This is a genomic window from Pseudoalteromonas aurantia (assembly GCF_005886875.1).
In the GTDB taxonomy this organism is placed as follows: Bacteria; Pseudomonadota; Gammaproteobacteria; order Enterobacterales; family Alteromonadaceae; genus Pseudoalteromonas; species Pseudoalteromonas aurantia_A.
The window spans coordinates 27352-43709 of record NZ_PNBY01000061.1 but is presented as its reverse complement, the minus strand read 5'-3'; the positions used below and the strand labels follow the sequence as shown (position 1 = coordinate 43709).

Sequence of the window (16358 nt, the reverse complement as noted above, 5' to 3'; positions counted from 1 at the left end):
AGTATGCATCACTCTTGTTGGTATTGATTATTAATTAGATCTGAGGGGTTGTCAACACCAAATGCAAATAATTATCATTTAATTTTGAAGCTCAGATTATGTACGAGTATGATAGCAAAGTGGGAAAGACAAGAGCTTACTTAATTTAAACGATACAAAGGTGTGAACACTTGAGGTTCAATTTATTGAGTTCACTATGTTTGATGTTTTATATCGACTGTAATAAATCAAGAATTAGAAAATGTGACTGTTAAATATTTCAATTAGGTGATTAGTGTAAATTACGGACATAAAAAAAGCCCTGTTAGGGCTTTTCTAATGTCATATCTACCGTCACAGATATGAGCAATGTAGCAAGTAAAATAGTGAGCGGGTGACATATGATGTAATAAGGGGCGTTATTACATCGCTATCATCCTAGACAGTTAACGTGTGTCACACGTGTTTCAGGGTCGAGAAACAATTAGAGTAAAATAACAAAACAAACCGTCAAACTTGCTTTGTTGAGATTGATTATCAGTTAGATTTACTTGACTGTCAATATCTATTTGTAAATAGTTCTCATTTAATTACTTGCATCTATTTTTTTGGACTGTTTACATCGTTTTTGCACTGCTCAAGCATATAAGCAGCGTATCTTTAATTTGTTTATGTACACTGGGAGCAACCTAATAGAGGTAACACAGTGAACTCTGTGATGGTTATTAATTTATGTTCACGTTAAGGAGAAGAAAATGAAGTGGTTTACGATTTTGGTTAGCGTATTGATGTGTGGATCAGTAAATGCCGCAGATAAATGGCGAGGGCTGTTAGAAATTCAGCCAAATGTATTTCTTACTATTGGGCTGAATGTTGATATAACAAAAAATGAGATGACATTAGACAGCCCTAACCAAGGCTCGTTCGGTAAAACGCCAACCGAGTTTACTGTATCTGAGACAAAAATAGCATTCAAAGATACGCGGATCCAAGCTGAATTCACAGGGGAGATTGAGGGAGATAAATTAGTTGGATCTTTTACACAAGGCAGAGTGATGCCACTCACGTTGCACAAGTTGTCTGAGCAAGATCTGATGTCTTTAGAGTTTGAAGGTTCATACTTTGGTGATTTAGATTTGAATGGTAAGCCTTTACCTGTTGTTTTGCAGGTCGCGGTGGTCGCAAATGGATTTTATACTTCACTTGACAGCCCTGCTCAGCAGAGTTTTGGTATTCCTCTGAATGAATTTACAATTGATAATAAACGCATGACCTTTAGCTCTAACATGATCGGTGCGCAATTTGAAGGTCAACTCGGTAAAGAGGGCTATCAAGGTAAGTTCGTGCAAGGTTTTGAAATGCCACTAACATTGAAAAAAAACGTCTTTAATACCCTCTGATATGCCAGTACTAGAATTGAGCAAGTTAGCTCAACAGCTAGCGCCAGTATTTGGTGAGCTGCCGGCTGCTATCGTGATATTGGACAAAGACAGGCGAGCTTATTATTTTCATGGCGATGGCGTGCATGAAAATAGCTTGTTTGAAATAGGCTCCGTTTCTAAGCCATTGTTTGCTTTATTGGCCAGCCAATTAGTGATGGATAAAGTTTGGTCTTTAGAGGCGCCACTTTCAGAATTATTGGGGAAAGAATTTGAGCACCATAATTATTCATTGAAACAATTGTTAACACATCGTTCTGGTCTGCCGAGACTGCCTAAAAATTTGATCCCTCCAAGTATAGACGATCCTTACGCTTCCTTTGACACTAAGGCAATGAAGCAAGCACTCATGATGCCTATTGAGCGCAAAGGGAACTACGTATATTCAAATTTCGGTTATGGGGTATTGGGCTGGCAAATGGCAAAAGAGCTAGGGGTGACGCAATTAGCAATGATGCAAAAGCATGTGTTTAATAAGTTAAAGATGGCGCATGCTACATTGTCTTTGACAGGCGTAATTGTACATAGGTTAAAAGGCCATAATCACTTTGGTAAGCAAGTTGCTAATTGGCATTTTGATAGCCTAGTTGGAGCCGGTGGAGTCTTGGCGTCTGCTGCTGATATGGCTAATTGGATCTCAGCATATTGGCAGAGGGAAGGTGTTGATATTAAGACTAAATCTATACTAAAAGCTAGTTTAACAAGTTTAAGCGATGATATGGTATATGGCTTTAGTAAAGGTCTAAACGGCTGGTATTTTCATGAGGGGAAAACCGCGGGGTTTAGTACTATGGTGGTATTTGATCCGATCCTGCAGCAGGGAGTTATTGTACTGGTTGGCGGTGAGTGCAATACAAATAACATTGCGATGTCTTTATTAAGCCAGTTAGAAGAAAAAGAGAAATGAAGTATTTACAACTCCAGTATTTATTTAGTCAGCGTTATATCTTTATTGTGTGTCACTCAATTAGTTGGTTATTTGCATACCTGTTTCTGACAATCATCGTGATGCAAAACCCTTATGCAAGTTGGAATGAAGCTATTTACGGCGCAATATTTCTTTTCTCAGGGGCTTTTATCACTTACTTCGTACGATGTGTTTATAAAAAGCAACTACATAATAAGAGTAATGTATTGCAGTTTGGTTTTTTAGTAGTTGGGTCGTGTTTCGCAACTTTAATAGCAACAACAATTTTGTTATGTGGCGTGTTCTTTTTAGCACACATTGGGATGTCTTACCCTATTCCAACATCACAACTGGGGTTTATTATTGAAACTGTGGGGTTGAGCAATGGGTTAAATATGTTAGGTCTCACCTTGCTTTGGTCATTTGGGTATTTGGCTTTGAGTAAGATAAAGTGTTTGAGTACAGCGTATGCATTGTTAACGGTGAGTCAGTTGCAAGCACTCAATAGTCAGCTTAATCCTCACTTTTTGTTTAATGCGATTAATGATATTCGTGCGCTTATATTGGCTCAACCGACGCAAGCACGAGCAAGCCTTGCAGAGCTAGCAGATATGTTGCGTTACTCTCTACAAGCTAATCAAGACGATAAAGTACCTTTAAGTCAGGAGCTTGAAAATGCTCAGCATTATCTCAGCCTTTGTAAAATTAGTTTAGCGGATCGTTTGCAAATTGAAGTTAACGTGGCTTCAGACGCAGAGCGCTTATTAATGCCTAAAATGATTCTTCAATTGTGCTTAGAAAACGCCATCAAACATGGAATTGCAAAAAACCGGGTTGGCGGGGTCGTCGCAGTAAAGGTATGGTGTGAAGAAAAATTGTACATTGAGGTTGTCAACCCCTTGGTCGTAAGTGCTCAGCCATCGGATGGCCTCGGGCTAGCAACTAAAAACATAGAAGAGCGATTAGGCTTATTATATCGCGGTGAAGGGTCGATTACTCGTATGGTTCGGGGTGAGACCATAGCTACAGTCATCGAAATACCTAAGGAGACAGTATGAACAAAGTTGTTATTGTTGATGACAGTCATTTGGCGCGACTTGAACTTAAAGCCCAACTTAATGAACTGGGCGATTTAGAAGTAGTTGCTGAGGTGCCTGATATTATTGAGGCGAAAGCAGTGATTGAGCAGTTACAGCCAGATTTATTGCTCCTTGACATTAACATGCCTAGTGGCAGCGGTTTTGATTTGCTGGCGCAACTGAGTTACGTGCCTCATGTGATTTTTGTTACAGCGCACGATGACTTTGCTGTTAAATCCTTTGAAGTGAATGCATTAGATTATTTGTTAAAGCCTGTAACACAAGCACGCTTGGCTATTGCAATCGAGAAATATAAGAAGTTACAGACACCTCTTGAAGTGGATAGTCGTTTTTTTATTAAAGATGGCCAACGTTGCTTTTTTATAGCCTTAGAAGAAGTTCAAGTATTTGAAGCAATGGGCAATTATACGCGTTTACATACTCAAGATCGGGCTGTTAGCGTATATCGTACGTTGGCTAATATTGCTGAACGCTTGCCTGAGGAGCCCTTTTTTAGAGCAAATCGTAGTTGGTTGTTTAATATACATTATATTGCCTCATTGGAACAGGAGTCAGGAGGAACACTTGAGGTGATTTTAGAAAATAAGATGAGTGTTTCCCTTTCTAGAGCACAAACCACTGCCTTTAAGCAACGTTACAAACTCTAATATGTATACTTTTTCATCTATTTAGCATAAGTTATCTCTAACGACAATAAGAATCCCGAACTGCCAAATATACAATCTAGCCTGAAGTCATAGCTTAGGAAACATGTATATAAAGCGAGCATGGTGCGTATCCTTTACGAGTTTTGGCCATAATACTACTTGAGCAAGCGGGGCAGATATCAAGGAATTTACAGGTGGCATTATGCTCAGTTTAGTGGGTCTTGCATGCGCTTTAGTCGCGTTAATTTTACTCACATTGCGAGGTGTTAATCTATTTATATCTGCGCCGCTGTGTGCTTTAGTTGTTGCTATAACGAGTGGAATTATAGTGTTTCCAACGGGTCAGGAAATAAGCTTTATCAGTGGGTATATGAGTGGCTTTTCTGGGTTTGTGCAAGCTTGGTTTTTTATGTTTTTATTAGGCTCTTTGTTTGGTAAATTCATGGAAAATACGGGTGCCGCAGATGCAATTGCAAGGTGTATTGTGAACACTTTAGGTATGAAGTATGCGGTATTAGCAGTTGTCTCGTCGTGTGCAGTGTTAACCTATGGGGGGGTTAGCGTATTTATTGTGGCATTTTCAGTGTATCCAATGGCATTAAGCTTATTTAAAGATGCTAATTTACCGCGCCGTTTTATTCCCGCGACTTTGGCTTTTGGCTCAGTTACTTTTACCATGACATCAGCAGGCTCTCCAGAAATTCAAAATTGGATCCCGATAAAATACCTAAATACTTCCCCTTATGCGGCATGGCAAGAAAGTGTAATTATCGCGATATTTATGGCGCTATTAGGTTACGTCTTACTGACATGGATGATAAAAAAAGCACAAATCAATGGAGAGGTGTTTGAGGTACGAGACAGTGATGAACGTCATATTTCACGAGATTTGCCGCACCCAATTACCGGCATTCTGCCTTTATTGGTCGTGTTGGGGTTATCTTTCTCATTACATGATGCTTTACAGCAAAATGCGCTCATGGTGGCGTTATTAGGCGGGGTTTTGAGTTTACTTATTATCAACTTTAAGTTTTTTTTGAATATGTCTGATGCTGTAAACTCAGCGACCACAGGGGCTTTGGTTGCAATTGGTAATACCGCGGCTGTTGTGGGATTTGGCGCGGTTGCGAAAGAAACCCCTGCTTTTCAAGAGGCGGTGGCGTTGATGACGCAAATCCCGGGCAATGAGTTAGTCGGTGCGGCCATAGCGGTCAGTGTCATTGCTGGGCTAACTGGATCAGCGTCAGGTGGACAAGCGATTGCACTGCCATTAGTTGCCCCACACTATTTGGATCTCGGTGTTGATAATAGTGAGTTACATCGAGTGGTCGCCATTAGTTCTGGGGCGATTGACACGTTACCTCACAATGGCTATGTGGTGACAACTGTTCGTGCGATTTGTAAAGAAACACACCAAGCGGCTTATGGGCCTTTAGCCATACTGACTGTTGTGGTGCCATTACTGGGTTTAGGGTTAATATTGGCATTATTTATTTGGTTTTAATTTGTTTAAAAATGATGAGAAAGGCGCATTATCTGACGTGTGTAGGGGTACGTAAAAGTAGGTATTGGGATGCTATAAAGTTGATAATATATTATGGTGTGCGTAATTAAACACCATAGGAACAAGCAATAATTTAAGTTAATTCGCTGACGAATTTACATTTTTGAATTACATATTCTAGTAAAAAGCAACTTTTTATTAAATTGATTGCATTTTAAGCGATATCAATGATGATGTTCGCTAGAAGAGGTGATATACTCCCGCCGAATAATTTTTCTACTTTAAATAGAGCAAAATAATGGCAGATTTATCGAAATACAGAAACATTGGTATTTTCGCGCACGTTGATGCGGGTAAAACTACTACCACTGAGCGTATCCTAAAGCTAACTGGTCAAATCCACAAAACTGGTGAAGTTCACGATGGCGAATCAACAACTGACTTCATGGAACAGGAAGCTGAGCGTGGTATTACTATCCAGTCAGCTGCAGTAAGCTGTTTCTGGAAAGATCACCGTTTTAACGTTATCGATACTCCTGGACACGTTGACTTCACAGTTGAAGTTTACCGTTCATTGAAAGTACTTGACGGTGGTATCGGTGTATTCTGTGGTTCTGGTGGTGTTGAGCCACAATCAGAAACAAACTGGCGTTACGCGAACGAGTCAGAAGTTGCTCGTTGTATCTTCGTAAACAAGCTAGACCGTATGGGTGCTGACTTCTACCGCGTAGTAGACCAAGTAACTAACGTACTAGCAGCTAACCCACTTGTCATGACGCTACCAATTGGTATCGAAGATGAGTTCGTTGGTGTTGTTGACGTTCTAACTAAGAAAGCATACGTTTGGGATGACACTGGCCTTCCTGAAAACTATGAAATATTAGACGTTCCAGCTGACATGGTAGATAAAGTTGAAGAATACCATGAAATGCTTATCGAAACTGCTGTTGAGCAAGACGATGATCTAATGGAAGCGTACATGGAAGGTGAAGTACCTTCTATTGAACAAATCAAAGCATGTATCCGTAAAGGTACTCGTGAGCTAGCGTTCTTCCCAACTTACTGTGGTTCAGCGTTCAAAAACAAAGGTGTTCAACTAGTACTTGACGCTGTTGTTGATTACCTACCTTCTCCAACAGAAGTAGATCCGCAACCTCTTACAGATAAAGAAACGGGTGAACCAACTGGTGAAGTTGCAACTGTATCAGTTGACGAGCCACTACGTGCACTTGCGTTTAAGATCATGGATGACCGTTTCGGTGCCTTGACCTTTATCCGTATTTACTCTGGTGTGCTTAACAAAGGTGACACTGTACTTAACTCTGCAACAGGCAAAACTGAGCGTATCGGCCGTATGGTTGAAATGCAAGCGGATGACCGTAATGAATTAACATCAGCGCAAGCGGGTGACATCATTGCTGTTGTAGGTATGAAGAACGTTCAAACGGGTCACACTTTATGTGCACCTAAGCATGAGTGTACACTTGAGCCGATGATCTTCCCTGAGCCAGTAATCTCAATTGCTGTACAGCCTAAAGATAAAGGCGGAAATGAGAAAATGGGTATCGCAATCGGTAAAATGGTTGCAGAAGATCCATCTTTCCAAGTTGAAACAGACGAAGATTCAGGCGAAACTATCCTTAAAGGTATGGGTGAATTACACCTAGACATTAAGGTAGATATCCTTAAGCGTACTTACGGTGTAGACCTTATCGTTGGTCAGCCTCAGGTTGCATACCGTGAAACTATCACTCAAGAAATTGAAGATAGCTACACGCATAAGAAGCAATCAGGTGGTTCAGGTCAGTTCGGTAAGATCGACTACCGCATCAAACCAGGTGAGCAGAACTCAGGTTTCACGTTCTCTTCATCTGTTGTGGGTGGTAACGTACCTAAAGAATTCTGGCCTGCAGTTGAGAAAGGCTTTAAGTCAATGATGGAAGAAGGTGTTCTAGCTGGCTTCCCTGTATTAGACGTTGAAGTTGAGCTATTCGACGGTGGATTCCACGCAGTTGATTCATCAGCAATCGCTTTCGAAATCGCAGCTAAAGGCGCTTTCCGTCAGTCTATCCCTAAAGCGGGTGCACAACTTCTTGAGCCTATCATGAAAGTTGACGTGTTCACGCCAGAAGACAACGTAGGTGACGTAATTGGTGACCTTAACCGTCGTCGTGGTATGATCAAAGACCAAGAAGCTGGCCTTACTGGTGTTCGTATCAAGGGTGATGTTCCACTTTCTGAGATGTTTGGTTACATCGGTCACTTACGTACTATTACGTCTGGCCGTGGTCAATTCTCAATGGAATTCTCTCACTATGCAGCATGTCCTCAGAACGTAGCTGAGACAGTAATTGCAGCAGAGAAAGAGAAAAAAGCAGCTAAGTAATTAGTTCTTTTTTATTAAATACGAAAAACCGCTTATTTTATATAAGCGGTTTTTTTTATCTTGAAAAAATCACAATAAAAGCGTAAAGGTTTCTTGATTTAGGAACATGATACTCTTATCATTGCACTCCTGACAAAACATTTGTTTTTGTTATGGGTACTTTAGTGAGAATGGAGGCTTTTATGAAAACAATCGACTTAACTGTAAACTGGATGTTCTACAGTACACTATTACTATTGTGCATCATCATTTATGGTGTATCACAAACATCCCCTTTGTTGTCGAATATATTGACGATTTCATCTTATCTTTTATTGGCAGGTGTATTGGTATCATTGAGCTTAGCAATGATCAATCGTCGATACGTGCATCTTGATAAAGCAGGTGTTAGTTACTCAACGGGTTTAAATACCCAGTATATCCCAAGCGATACGATTGTTGATATGCAACTGTTGCAGGTTGGCTTCATAAAAGTGCTAGAAGTAAAATTGAGTGATCAGACTAAAACCCGTTTTTATAGCTGGAAGATGTCGAATGAAGAGCTGGAAAGAACAAAAAAAATAATTAATAAGCAATAAGCACGTCATATAAAGCGTAAAAAAAGCGCCTTATAAGGCGCTTTTTGTGCTTTTACAGCGCTACTATTTTTTCTGTAGCCACTGTGCAGCTTGTTTGGCAAAATATGTCAGGATCCCATCAGCACCCGCACGTTTAAATGCCAACAAAGACTCCATGATAGTGGGTTGCTCAGCTAACCAGCCATTGTCAATTGCTGCACGATGCATCGCGTATTCTCCACTGACCTGATAAGCAAACGTCGGCACACCAAATTCAGTTTTTACGCGTTTTACAATATCTAAATACGGCATACCGGGTTTAACCATAACCATGTCGGCACCCTCTTGCAGGTCAAGTGCGACTTCCCGAATTGCCTCATCTGAATTTGCGGGGTCCATTTGATAGGTTTTTTTATCAGCTCCCTTAAGGTTCCCAGCAGAACCAACCGCATCTCTAAACGGTCCGTAATAGCTTGATGCGTATTTGGCTGAATACGCCATGATACGGGTATGCACATGCCCTTGTTGCTCTAGACCATCTCGAATGGCAGCGATACGGCCATCCATCATATCGGAGGGGGCTACAATGTCGGCACCTGCTTCGGCGTGAGAAAGCGCTTGCTGTACTAAAATTTCAGTGGTGACATCATTGACCACGTAGCCATTGTCATCAATGATCCCATCTTGACCATGGGTTGTGAATGGGTCAAGTGCCACATCGGTGATCACTCCTAGCTCGGGAAAAGCTTCTTTTAATGCCCGTGTAGTACGTTGTGCGAGACCTTCTGTATTATAGGCTTCTTCAGCGTGCAATGACTTTTTTTCAGCAGGGGTAACTGGAAAAATAGCTATTGCTGGGATCCCTAATGCGACAAGCTCTTTGGCTTCTTTTAACAGTAGATCGATAGACAGGCGTTCAATGCCGGGCATAGATTCTATGGCTTCACGGCGGTTTTTTCCTTCCAGTACAAAGACAGGATAGATTAGATCATTAACAGATAGTTGATTTTCGCTCATAAGACGACGAGAGAAGTCATCTCGACGCATACGGCGCATACGAGTATATGGGAAAAGGTCTAGTCCAGATTGAGCCACAGTGGTCTCCTAAGAATGTTCATAAACAACGACGCGATTACGTCCTTGCTGTTTTGCTTGATACAGTGCTTTATCGGCAAAGTCAGTAAATAGTGTCGGATTTTTGCTATCGCTGGCAATGGCGCTACGAATACCGGCGCTGATTGTCATAGCCAGAGTATGTTCGCCGACGGTGAGCTGGAATTTTTCTAAATCAGAACGAATAAGCTGAGCCAGTTCGATAGCCCCTTGCGAATTAGTATTTGGTAAAAGTAACACGAACTCTTCACCGCCATAACGAAACACTTCATCATGGGGTCGCTTTAAGTGTTGTTGAATTTGTTCTGCAACGGCACAGATTGCTTGGTCACCAACGAGGTGACCATAGGTGTCATTAATTCTTTTAAAGTGGTCAATATCTAACATAACGACACTTAAAGTCGTTTGCTCTCGACGTGAACGCCTCACCTCCATCATAATCCGTTTATCGAAGTAGCGACGGTTTTTGACTTTAGTTAATGGATCTTCCATATTAAGTTTTTCAAGCGCACGGTTCTTTTCTTCTAATTCACGTAATGTAACTTGTAACTCAAAGGTACGTTCATCAATACTGGACTCTAAGTCTTCTTGCGCTTGTTCCTGCAGGTGTAAGCGCTCTTTTAACAGCGCATCAGCGGCCTTACTTTGAGCGAGCTTAGCTTGTTGAGCGTGAATTTTACTGTCGCGCTCGTTGACGTACTTTCTCATCAAGGAGTAAGTTAAAACGATACTTGTAAATAAATAGCATAGGTATGTGATAGGTCTGTCTAATAAAGCCCCTGAAAGCAGACCGAGCTCAAAGCACAGTTGATAAGCAATCGCAATCAATAAGGCACTGAAGAGACTCATATGTGCGTAGCGTTGAGCGGCATCTTGACGATACCTGATCAGAGCAACTATCCAAAACCCCAACGCTAATATCAGGCTAAAGATATAAGCACCAAGTAGTGCCACTTCGATTGGCATAAGCAGCAGTGACACTGCTAGTAACGAGCTGAGGCTCCAAAGCCACTTAATGGGCTTTTGATAAGTAGTTAGCTGTGTGTTTTTAAGCAATGTTTGGCTGATAAATGAGGTAAAAAGTAAGCAGCTATAAAGTACTAAAACAGGTTGAGCATATTGCTGAAGCCACTGCCAGTTTCCATAGATATAGCGGTAGCTAAACCCATACAGGTGTACATTGAGTAACCATATTATGGTAATGATAAAGCCGGCAGATAAAAAGTAGTTCTTCCGAGTGAAGGTATAGACTGTAAAGTTGCTGAGTGCCATCGCTACCATAAAGCCTGCTAGTATGCCGTATATAAGATTAAATTTACTTTTATATTTCAAGTATTCGATGGGGTGCCATAGACTTAATGGGATATTTAACGCGCCATGGTGTTGAATCTGCAAATAGATCACGCCGCTACTTTGTGCTGGTAAATCAACAGGGACCAACTGCGCTTCATGCTTAATAGGGCGTTGCATCAGTGGTAAAGAGTCCCCTAAATCTAGGGTAAGCAGTGAACGGTTATGTAGTTGAATATAGGCACTGATCTTATCAAGTAAATTGTTATCAATGCTGAGCAAAAGAGGGAGCTCTACTCGACTGGGGTTGTAAAGTGAAACTTTTAACCATACGGACTCTGTAATGGGCCCTAAGTTAAGGACCCCACTAGTATTATTCTTCCAGTTAGGTGATGATGTGAGTAATTCCTCTACGTTCTTACTGTTATTGATGACGTACTTAAAAGGCGGCTCTGAATGCTTTTTAAAACCATCTTGGAGCTCAAGTGCATTCATCGGTGATGCAAACAGGAGGAGCCATAGAGTAAGTAGCCGCATCAATATCATCAATTTTTTCCAGCTAAAAATAAGCGGTTAAAGTTTTTTACACTGAGTTTGGCGATGTGTTCAATAGTTTGACCGCGTAATTGTGCGACAGTGTGAGCGACTTTATGAATATACATTGGCTCGTTGCGTCGATATTTAGGTTTAGGAGATAAGCTACGAGGCAACAGGTAGGGTGCATCTGTTTCTAGGAGCAGTTTATCATCAGGTATTAGTGGTATCAAAGATTGTAACTCAGCACCTCGACGTTCATCACATACCCACCCTGTAATACCAATATACAAGCCATAATTGAGGTAAAACTCTAGGGCTTCGCGATTCCCGGTGAAGCAATGTAAAACGCCTTCTACGGTGGTACTCTCTAGCTGCTCTTTCATCGCAGAGAAAGCTTCACGCTCATGTAGGTAAACAGGCACCTTCGTTATTCTTGCCAGGTCGAGATGTTTCTCTAAAACGTCTTTTTGAATATTCCTCGGAGAAAAATCACGATTAAAGTCAAGCCCGCATTCACCGATAGCCACGACTTCTTGATGGTCCAGCAATTGTGTTATTTTATCTACAAAGTGATGAGGCGCGTCCTTTGCATTATGCGGGTGAATACCAGCCGTACTAACATATTGATGCTTTTTTGCGAGCTGAAGTGCAGTGTCAGAATCTCTAAGGTCACAGCCTATCAGCAGCATTTTTGAAAGGCCAGCATTACTGGCTCTCATTATAATATCTTCGCGCTCACCATCGAATTGTGAGCTGGTGAGGTTTACCCCTGCGTCGATATAATGGATTGTCATTAGTTAACTCTTTTGACTCGAATAGAGCGATTAGTTCCAGCTTTTTTCATCAAGAAAGAGCCAAGAGAAGCGCGTATTATTTCTACTTTATCAGAGCTTTTGGCGCGGAAAGAATCTGTACCAACTTGTTTCCAAGTTTGCCCGTTGTCAAGTTGGAATGTTCTTACGCCGTGCGACGACGTTTCAACTTTTAAGACTACCGAAGAAATATTTTCAATTTCTTTAAAAGACGTTTTTTGGCTCAGAAGCTTCTTGGTCATTCCAAACTGCTCTTCATCTGTTAGATCTGAGACGTTCTTCGTGTCGGTAGCAAGCGCTTTGATATTTTTTTCCGGTATGCCTTTAATATCAATTGGTTGATTTGCCATAACTTTGTCGAAACACATCAAACGTTTGAAATCATTATCGACTAATGTACATGCTTCCAGTGCTTGAGTGTTAATTTGCTGTGCTGAGAGTGAACCTGAGATAGCAAATAAACTAAGAAGTGCTATTTTTTTCATTCTTGTAATTCCTGTTCTTTTGGTTTTTTTGAGTAGAATCTTGCGAGAATTAAACCTAACTCAAAAAGCAGAAGCATAGGTAACGCAAGTAAAGTTTGTGATAAAACATCTGGTGGTGTGAGGAACATGGCAACGACAAAAGAACCCACAATAATATAAGGACGTTTTTCTTTTAAGCTAATAACATCTGTTGCGCCACTCCAGCACAGTACCATAATAGCTACTGGGATTTCGAAGGCGACACCAAAGGCAAAAAATAATTTCAATGCGAAACCAAGATAGCTACTTATATCAGGGGAAAGAGTCATCATTTCAGGACCTACACTGGTAAAAAAACCCAAAATGATAGGCAGTACAATAAAGTAGCAGAATGATATTCCAGCATAAAATAATACGATGCTTGAGAACAGAATGGGAAGCAACATCCGTTTCTCATGCTTATACAGCCCTGGTGCGATAAAACTCCATATCTGGTGTAATATCATCGGAACTGCCGCGAATAATGCTACAAATAGTGTGAGTTTAAATGGCGCAAAGAATGGTGATGTCACATCGGTTGCGATCATGGTGCTATTTTCTGGCAGATGAGAGATTAAAGGCGCTGCAACGAATGAATAAATATCATTAGCAAAATATATTAGGGCGATGAAGATCACCAAAATACTTAAAAGTGCCTTCATTAATCGATTACGAAGCTCGATTAAATGGCCGACGAAGCCGCTTTGTTGCGTGTTTGACATAGTGTACTCGTTACTTAATTAGCCAAAAGAGCTACTCTTTACCCGGCTGCTTAGTCTTGTTTTTATAGCTATGCTGTACAGATTCAGCTGCTTTTTGTAGTTCTTCGACAGACTGCTTTACCGTTGAAGATAAGTCTGCCATATTTTGCTCTTCCGCTTTCTTTAAGTTGTTGTGTAGTTCATGAACACGCAACTCTTCATTCACTTCAGCTTTAACTGAGTTAGCGACTGATTTGATGGTTTTTATCCATCTGCTGACAGTTCTAATGGCGACGGGCAAACGTTCAGGACCAAGAACAATTAAGCCGACAATGAGTACGACAGCAAGCTCCCACATACCCATATCAGCTAAACCTTGTCTTTTTGCTTTTCTTCTGACACTTCTTGCTTTTGCTGAGCAGATTGGTCGTTCAATTGCTCTGGTGTGCTTTTCTCATCTTCAGAGACTGCTTTTTTAAACCCTTTTACAGCATTACCTAAATCACCACCAATACCGCGTAGCTTTTTTGTGCCAAATAACAAAACTATAATGGCTAAAACAATTAGTAATTGCCAAATACTTATCCCGCCGAAACCCATATTTACTCCATTGATAATGAACTCTAGTTGTTAAAAATGATTATACGCAGAGTGTATAAAATATCATCCTGTTTTACGCCATGCGGCGATAAATAACCCTATTGATAATAACACTGTTAAGCTGGCAGCTATTGCATCATTTGCTAAGTACAACAAACAACTGGTGATTGCTGCACTGCTCGCCAGCATACCTAAGAGCATAGGCTTTGTGTTTGACTTAGGAACTGGTGCTGTGATTTTACGATTGTTTTGCTTCAGTGTCTGGTATAATAAATCAGGTAGCTCTGGCATTTTCTCTGCCCAGAATGGCAGGTTTGCATACACTTGCTTGAGTATTGACCAAGGGCCGACTTGCTCTTTAACCCAGTGCTCTAAAAAGGGTTTTGCGGTTTGCCATAAATCAAGCTGCGGATAGAGCTGCCGACCTAGCCCTTCTACGTACAGCAAGGTCTTTTGAAGTAAAACCAGCTGAGGTTGTACTTCCATATTAAAGCGCCTTGCAGTGTTAAATAAATTCACTAATACATGACCAAAAGAGATCTCAGCGAGTGGCTTATTAAAAATAGGCTCGCAAACAGTTCGAATCGCAAACTCAAATTCTTCAACACATGTATCAGCGGGCACCCAACCTGAATCAACATGAAGCTGTGCAACTTGTCGGTAATCGCGGTTAAAAAAGGCAATAAAGTTTTCAGCTAAATAACGCTTATCTTCTTTATTTAAAGTACCCACTATCCCGCAGTCAATGCCGATGTACTTAGGGTTATGGGGGGTGTGAGGTGAGACAAAAATATTCCCAGGATGCATATCAGCATGAAAAAAGCTGTCGCGAAAAACCTGAGTAAAAAATACTTCAACACCACGCTCTGCTAAGAGCTTCATGTTGGTTCCTTGGGCCAATAATGCATCAGTATCTGACACTGGGATCCCATAGATTCGCTCCATGACAAGCACATTTTTACGAGAGTAGTCACTGTATATTTCAGGAATATACAAGGAATCTGAGTCAATAAAATTACGCCTGAGCTGTAAGGCATTAGCTCCCTCACGTAGTAAATCGAGTTCATCTAATAATGTTTTTTTATACTCTTTAACGACTTCTATAGGGCGTAAGCGTCTACTTTGACTCACTATTTTTACCAATATACTGGCAAACCTAGCCATTAGCGCAAGGTCAGCTTCAATTTGTTGGGCGATGTTAGGCCGTATAACTTTTATCACCACTTCTTTACTGCCGGTCTCTGTATGTAGACGTGCTGTATGCACTTGTGCAATAGATGCTGAAGCCAAAGGGGTTTGATCGAACTCGCTAAAGATCTCATTAATATCATTGATCTGTAGGGCTTGCTCTATGAGTTGTTGTGCTTGTTTACCACAAAAGGGTTGTACTTTATCTTGCAGTTGTGCGAGCTCTAGTGCGATATCATGGGGTAATAAATCACGGCGTGTTGATAACATCTGGCCGAACTTTATCCACACTGGTCCCAAAGTTTGTAAGGCAAGTCTTAGCCGCAGTCCAAGGGGTTTGTCTTTGTGTTGATTCTTTAGCCAGAAGAGGCTTTTTCTTGCCAGTTTGCCATACCAAGGTTGTTTTTTATCTGGGATCAGGTCGTCTAATCCATAATGCAGCAAAGTACGAGTGATTTGATATAAACGCGCAACAGCCAACGTCGAATTCCTCAGCGATTAAGTAACGAATGAATGCGCTGTTCTAACTGCGCAGTGTGATTTTTTACATGGCGGGTGTGCATTTTAAATTGCTCAAGCTCAAGTGGGTGAATAGTCACTTTTAGTTCGTCTTGGCACAATTGACTCAGTGTATTTTGCAATGTTTTGCTGACAGAGGCACGGTGAACTTTAGCGTTTTGAAAACAATTGGCAATTTGCTGAGCAGGGGCATCACCTAAATAACGGGATAGATGTTCAGCCCAGTTAATGTCTAAGTTAGAAAAGGCATTGCTATAGCTTTGCGCCAATTGCAGATCACCGTCTAAATCGAGTTTATCTTGGCGTATCAAGTGTGTGAGTACGCTGGGGTTGGATAATTGCATTAGCGTGTCTACGTTTGCACTGATCTTACAATCTGCTGGGTCAGTATACTGATTGAACAGCATAAATTGTTTGCCTGTGTAGGTTAGAGCAATACTCTGTTGCCAATCACGTAATTCAACACACAGCACCTTATGTTTATTCGTGTGTAGTTCAGCATCAAGCTGGGGCTCCAATGAGAGCAAACGATTTAAAGCTGCTTCAAGCGCGGCACATGCAATGACCTCAATCATA

The 16358-nt window shown here is 41.1% G+C and carries 16 protein-coding genes; 7 read left to right on the top strand and 9 right to left on the bottom strand.

What is annotated here, in order from left to right:
• The first annotated feature begins 734 nt into the window (after positions 1 to 734).
• The 7 genes from CWC18_RS12985 to CWC18_RS12955 all read left to right on the top strand — a co-directional run bounded on the left by CWC18_RS12985 (position 735) and on the right by CWC18_RS12955 (position 8540).
• Entirely contained in the window at positions 735 to 1379 is a 645-nt protein-coding gene (locus CWC18_RS12985) for a hypothetical protein (protein ID WP_138675399.1), read from the top strand.
• Position 1380: 1 nt separating this feature from the next.
• The gene (locus CWC18_RS12980) at positions 1381 to 2325 is read left to right on the top strand and encodes a serine hydrolase domain-containing protein (RefSeq protein WP_138593002.1); all 945 of its coding nucleotides are present in this window, start codon (positions 1381 to 1383) and stop codon (positions 2323 to 2325) included.
• Positions 2322 to 3383, top strand: a complete 1062-nt coding sequence (locus CWC18_RS12975) for a sensor histidine kinase (protein ID WP_138675398.1) — start codon at positions 2322 to 2324, stop codon at positions 3381 to 3383. The genes CWC18_RS12980 and CWC18_RS12975 overlap by 4 nt, the downstream gene beginning before the upstream one ends.
• Positions 3380 to 4072: a LytR/AlgR family response regulator transcription factor gene (locus CWC18_RS12970; protein WP_138675397.1), complete on the top strand. Its 693-nt coding sequence runs from the start codon at positions 3380 to 3382 to the stop codon at positions 4070 to 4072. The genes CWC18_RS12975 and CWC18_RS12970 overlap by 4 nt, the downstream gene beginning before the upstream one ends.
• Before the next feature lie 202 nt (positions 4073 to 4274).
• Complete coding sequence (locus tag CWC18_RS12965; RefSeq protein WP_138593004.1) at positions 4275 to 5576, top strand: GntP family permease; 1302 nt, start codon at positions 4275 to 4277, stop codon at positions 5574 to 5576.
• Positions 5577 to 5874: 298 nt separating this feature from the next.
• A complete protein-coding gene (fusA, locus tag CWC18_RS12960; RefSeq protein ID WP_138593005.1) occupies positions 5875 to 7962 on the top strand; it encodes an elongation factor G in 2088 nt (695 codons plus the stop codon).
• Positions 7963 to 8144: 182 nt separating this feature from the next.
• Positions 8145 to 8540: a hypothetical protein gene (locus CWC18_RS12955; RefSeq protein WP_138593006.1), complete on the top strand. Its 396-nt coding sequence runs from the start codon at positions 8145 to 8147 to the stop codon at positions 8538 to 8540.
• A gap of 63 nt (positions 8541 to 8603) precedes the next feature.
• Here the strand turns inward: CWC18_RS12955 and hemB are convergent, their stop codons facing one another.
• The 9 genes from hemB to CWC18_RS12910 form a co-directional block, all read right to left on the bottom strand.
• Positions 8604 to 9614 (bottom strand): porphobilinogen synthase, encoded by a 1011-nt coding sequence (gene hemB / locus CWC18_RS12950; RefSeq protein ID WP_138593007.1) that lies wholly within the window; start codon positions 9612 to 9614, stop codon positions 8604 to 8606.
• A gap of 9 nt (positions 9615 to 9623) precedes the next feature.
• Positions 9624 to 11459: a sensor domain-containing diguanylate cyclase gene (locus CWC18_RS12945; RefSeq protein WP_249348078.1), complete on the bottom strand. Its 1836-nt coding sequence runs from the start codon at positions 11457 to 11459 to the stop codon at positions 9624 to 9626.
• 8 nt (positions 11460 to 11467) lie between these two features.
• Positions 11468 to 12253: a TatD family hydrolase gene (locus tag CWC18_RS12940; RefSeq protein ID WP_138593008.1), complete on the bottom strand. Its 786-nt coding sequence runs from the start codon at positions 12251 to 12253 to the stop codon at positions 11468 to 11470.
• Positions 12253 to 12756 carry a hypothetical protein gene (locus CWC18_RS12935; protein WP_138593009.1) on the bottom strand — a complete coding sequence of 168 codons (504 nt, stop codon included), beginning with the start codon at positions 12754 to 12756 and terminating at the stop codon, positions 12253 to 12255. Before CWC18_RS12935 ends, CWC18_RS12940 begins: the two co-directional genes overlap by 1 nt.
• Positions 12753 to 13496 carry a twin-arginine translocase subunit TatC gene (tatC, locus tag CWC18_RS12930; protein WP_138675396.1) on the bottom strand — a complete coding sequence of 248 codons (744 nt, stop codon included), beginning with the start codon at positions 13494 to 13496 and terminating at the stop codon, positions 12753 to 12755. The genes CWC18_RS12935 and tatC overlap by 4 nt, the downstream gene beginning before the upstream one ends.
• 31 nt (positions 13497 to 13527) lie before the next feature.
• Complete coding sequence (gene tatB / locus CWC18_RS12925; protein WP_138593011.1) at positions 13528 to 13839, bottom strand: Sec-independent protein translocase protein TatB; 312 nt, start codon at positions 13837 to 13839, stop codon at positions 13528 to 13530.
• A 5-nt stretch (positions 13840 to 13844) separates the two neighbouring features.
• A complete protein-coding gene (gene tatA, locus CWC18_RS12920; protein ID WP_138593012.1) occupies positions 13845 to 14075 on the bottom strand; it encodes a Sec-independent protein translocase subunit TatA in 231 nt (76 codons plus the stop codon).
• A 63-nt stretch (positions 14076 to 14138) separates the two neighbouring features.
• Positions 14139 to 15743, bottom strand: a complete 1605-nt coding sequence (ubiB, locus tag CWC18_RS12915; RefSeq protein WP_138593013.1) for a ubiquinone biosynthesis regulatory protein kinase UbiB — start codon at positions 15741 to 15743, stop codon at positions 14139 to 14141.
• A gap of 11 nt (positions 15744 to 15754) precedes the next feature.
• Complete coding sequence (locus CWC18_RS12910; protein ID WP_138593014.1) at positions 15755 to 16357, bottom strand: ubiquinone biosynthesis accessory factor UbiJ; 603 nt, start codon at positions 16355 to 16357, stop codon at positions 15755 to 15757.
• Position 16358: the final 1 nt, after the last annotated feature.

Coding starts and splice junctions, on each gene's coding strand:
- CWC18_RS12940 (WP_138593008.1), bottom strand. CDS start 12,253: ATGACAATCCATTATATCGACGCAGGGGTAAACCTCACCAGCTCACAA.
- tatC (WP_138675396.1), bottom strand. CDS start 13,496: ATGTCAAACACGCAACAAAGCGGCTTCGTCGGCCATTTAATCGAGCTT.
- tatB (WP_138593011.1), bottom strand. CDS start 13,839: ATGGGTATGTGGGAGCTTGCTGTCGTACTCATTGTCGGCTTAATTGTT.
- CWC18_RS12980 (WP_138593002.1), top strand. CDS start 1,381: ATGCCAGTACTAGAATTGAGCAAGTTAGCTCAACAGCTAGCGCCAGTA.
- CWC18_RS12935 (WP_138593009.1), bottom strand. CDS start 12,756: ATGAAAAAAATAGCACTTCTTAGTTTATTTGCTATCTCAGGTTCACTC.
- tatA (WP_138593012.1), bottom strand. CDS start 14,075: ATGGGTTTCGGCGGGATAAGTATTTGGCAATTACTAATTGTTTTAGCC.
- CWC18_RS12975 (WP_138675398.1), top strand. CDS start 2,322: ATGAAGTATTTACAACTCCAGTATTTATTTAGTCAGCGTTATATCTTT.
- fusA (WP_138593005.1), top strand. CDS start 5,875: ATGGCAGATTTATCGAAATACAGAAACATTGGTATTTTCGCGCACGTT.
- CWC18_RS12965 (WP_138593004.1), top strand. CDS start 4,275: ATGCTCAGTTTAGTGGGTCTTGCATGCGCTTTAGTCGCGTTAATTTTA.
- CWC18_RS12910 (WP_138593014.1), bottom strand. CDS start 16,357: ATGATTGAGGTCATTGCATGTGCCGCGCTTGAAGCAGCTTTAAATCGT.
- CWC18_RS12985 (WP_138675399.1), top strand. CDS start 735: ATGAAGTGGTTTACGATTTTGGTTAGCGTATTGATGTGTGGATCAGTA.
- CWC18_RS12970 (WP_138675397.1), top strand. CDS start 3,380: ATGAACAAAGTTGTTATTGTTGATGACAGTCATTTGGCGCGACTTGAA.
- CWC18_RS12955 (WP_138593006.1), top strand. CDS start 8,145: ATGAAAACAATCGACTTAACTGTAAACTGGATGTTCTACAGTACACTA.
- CWC18_RS12945 (WP_249348078.1), bottom strand. CDS start 11,459: ATGCGGCTACTTACTCTATGGCTCCTCCTGTTTGCATCACCGATGAAT.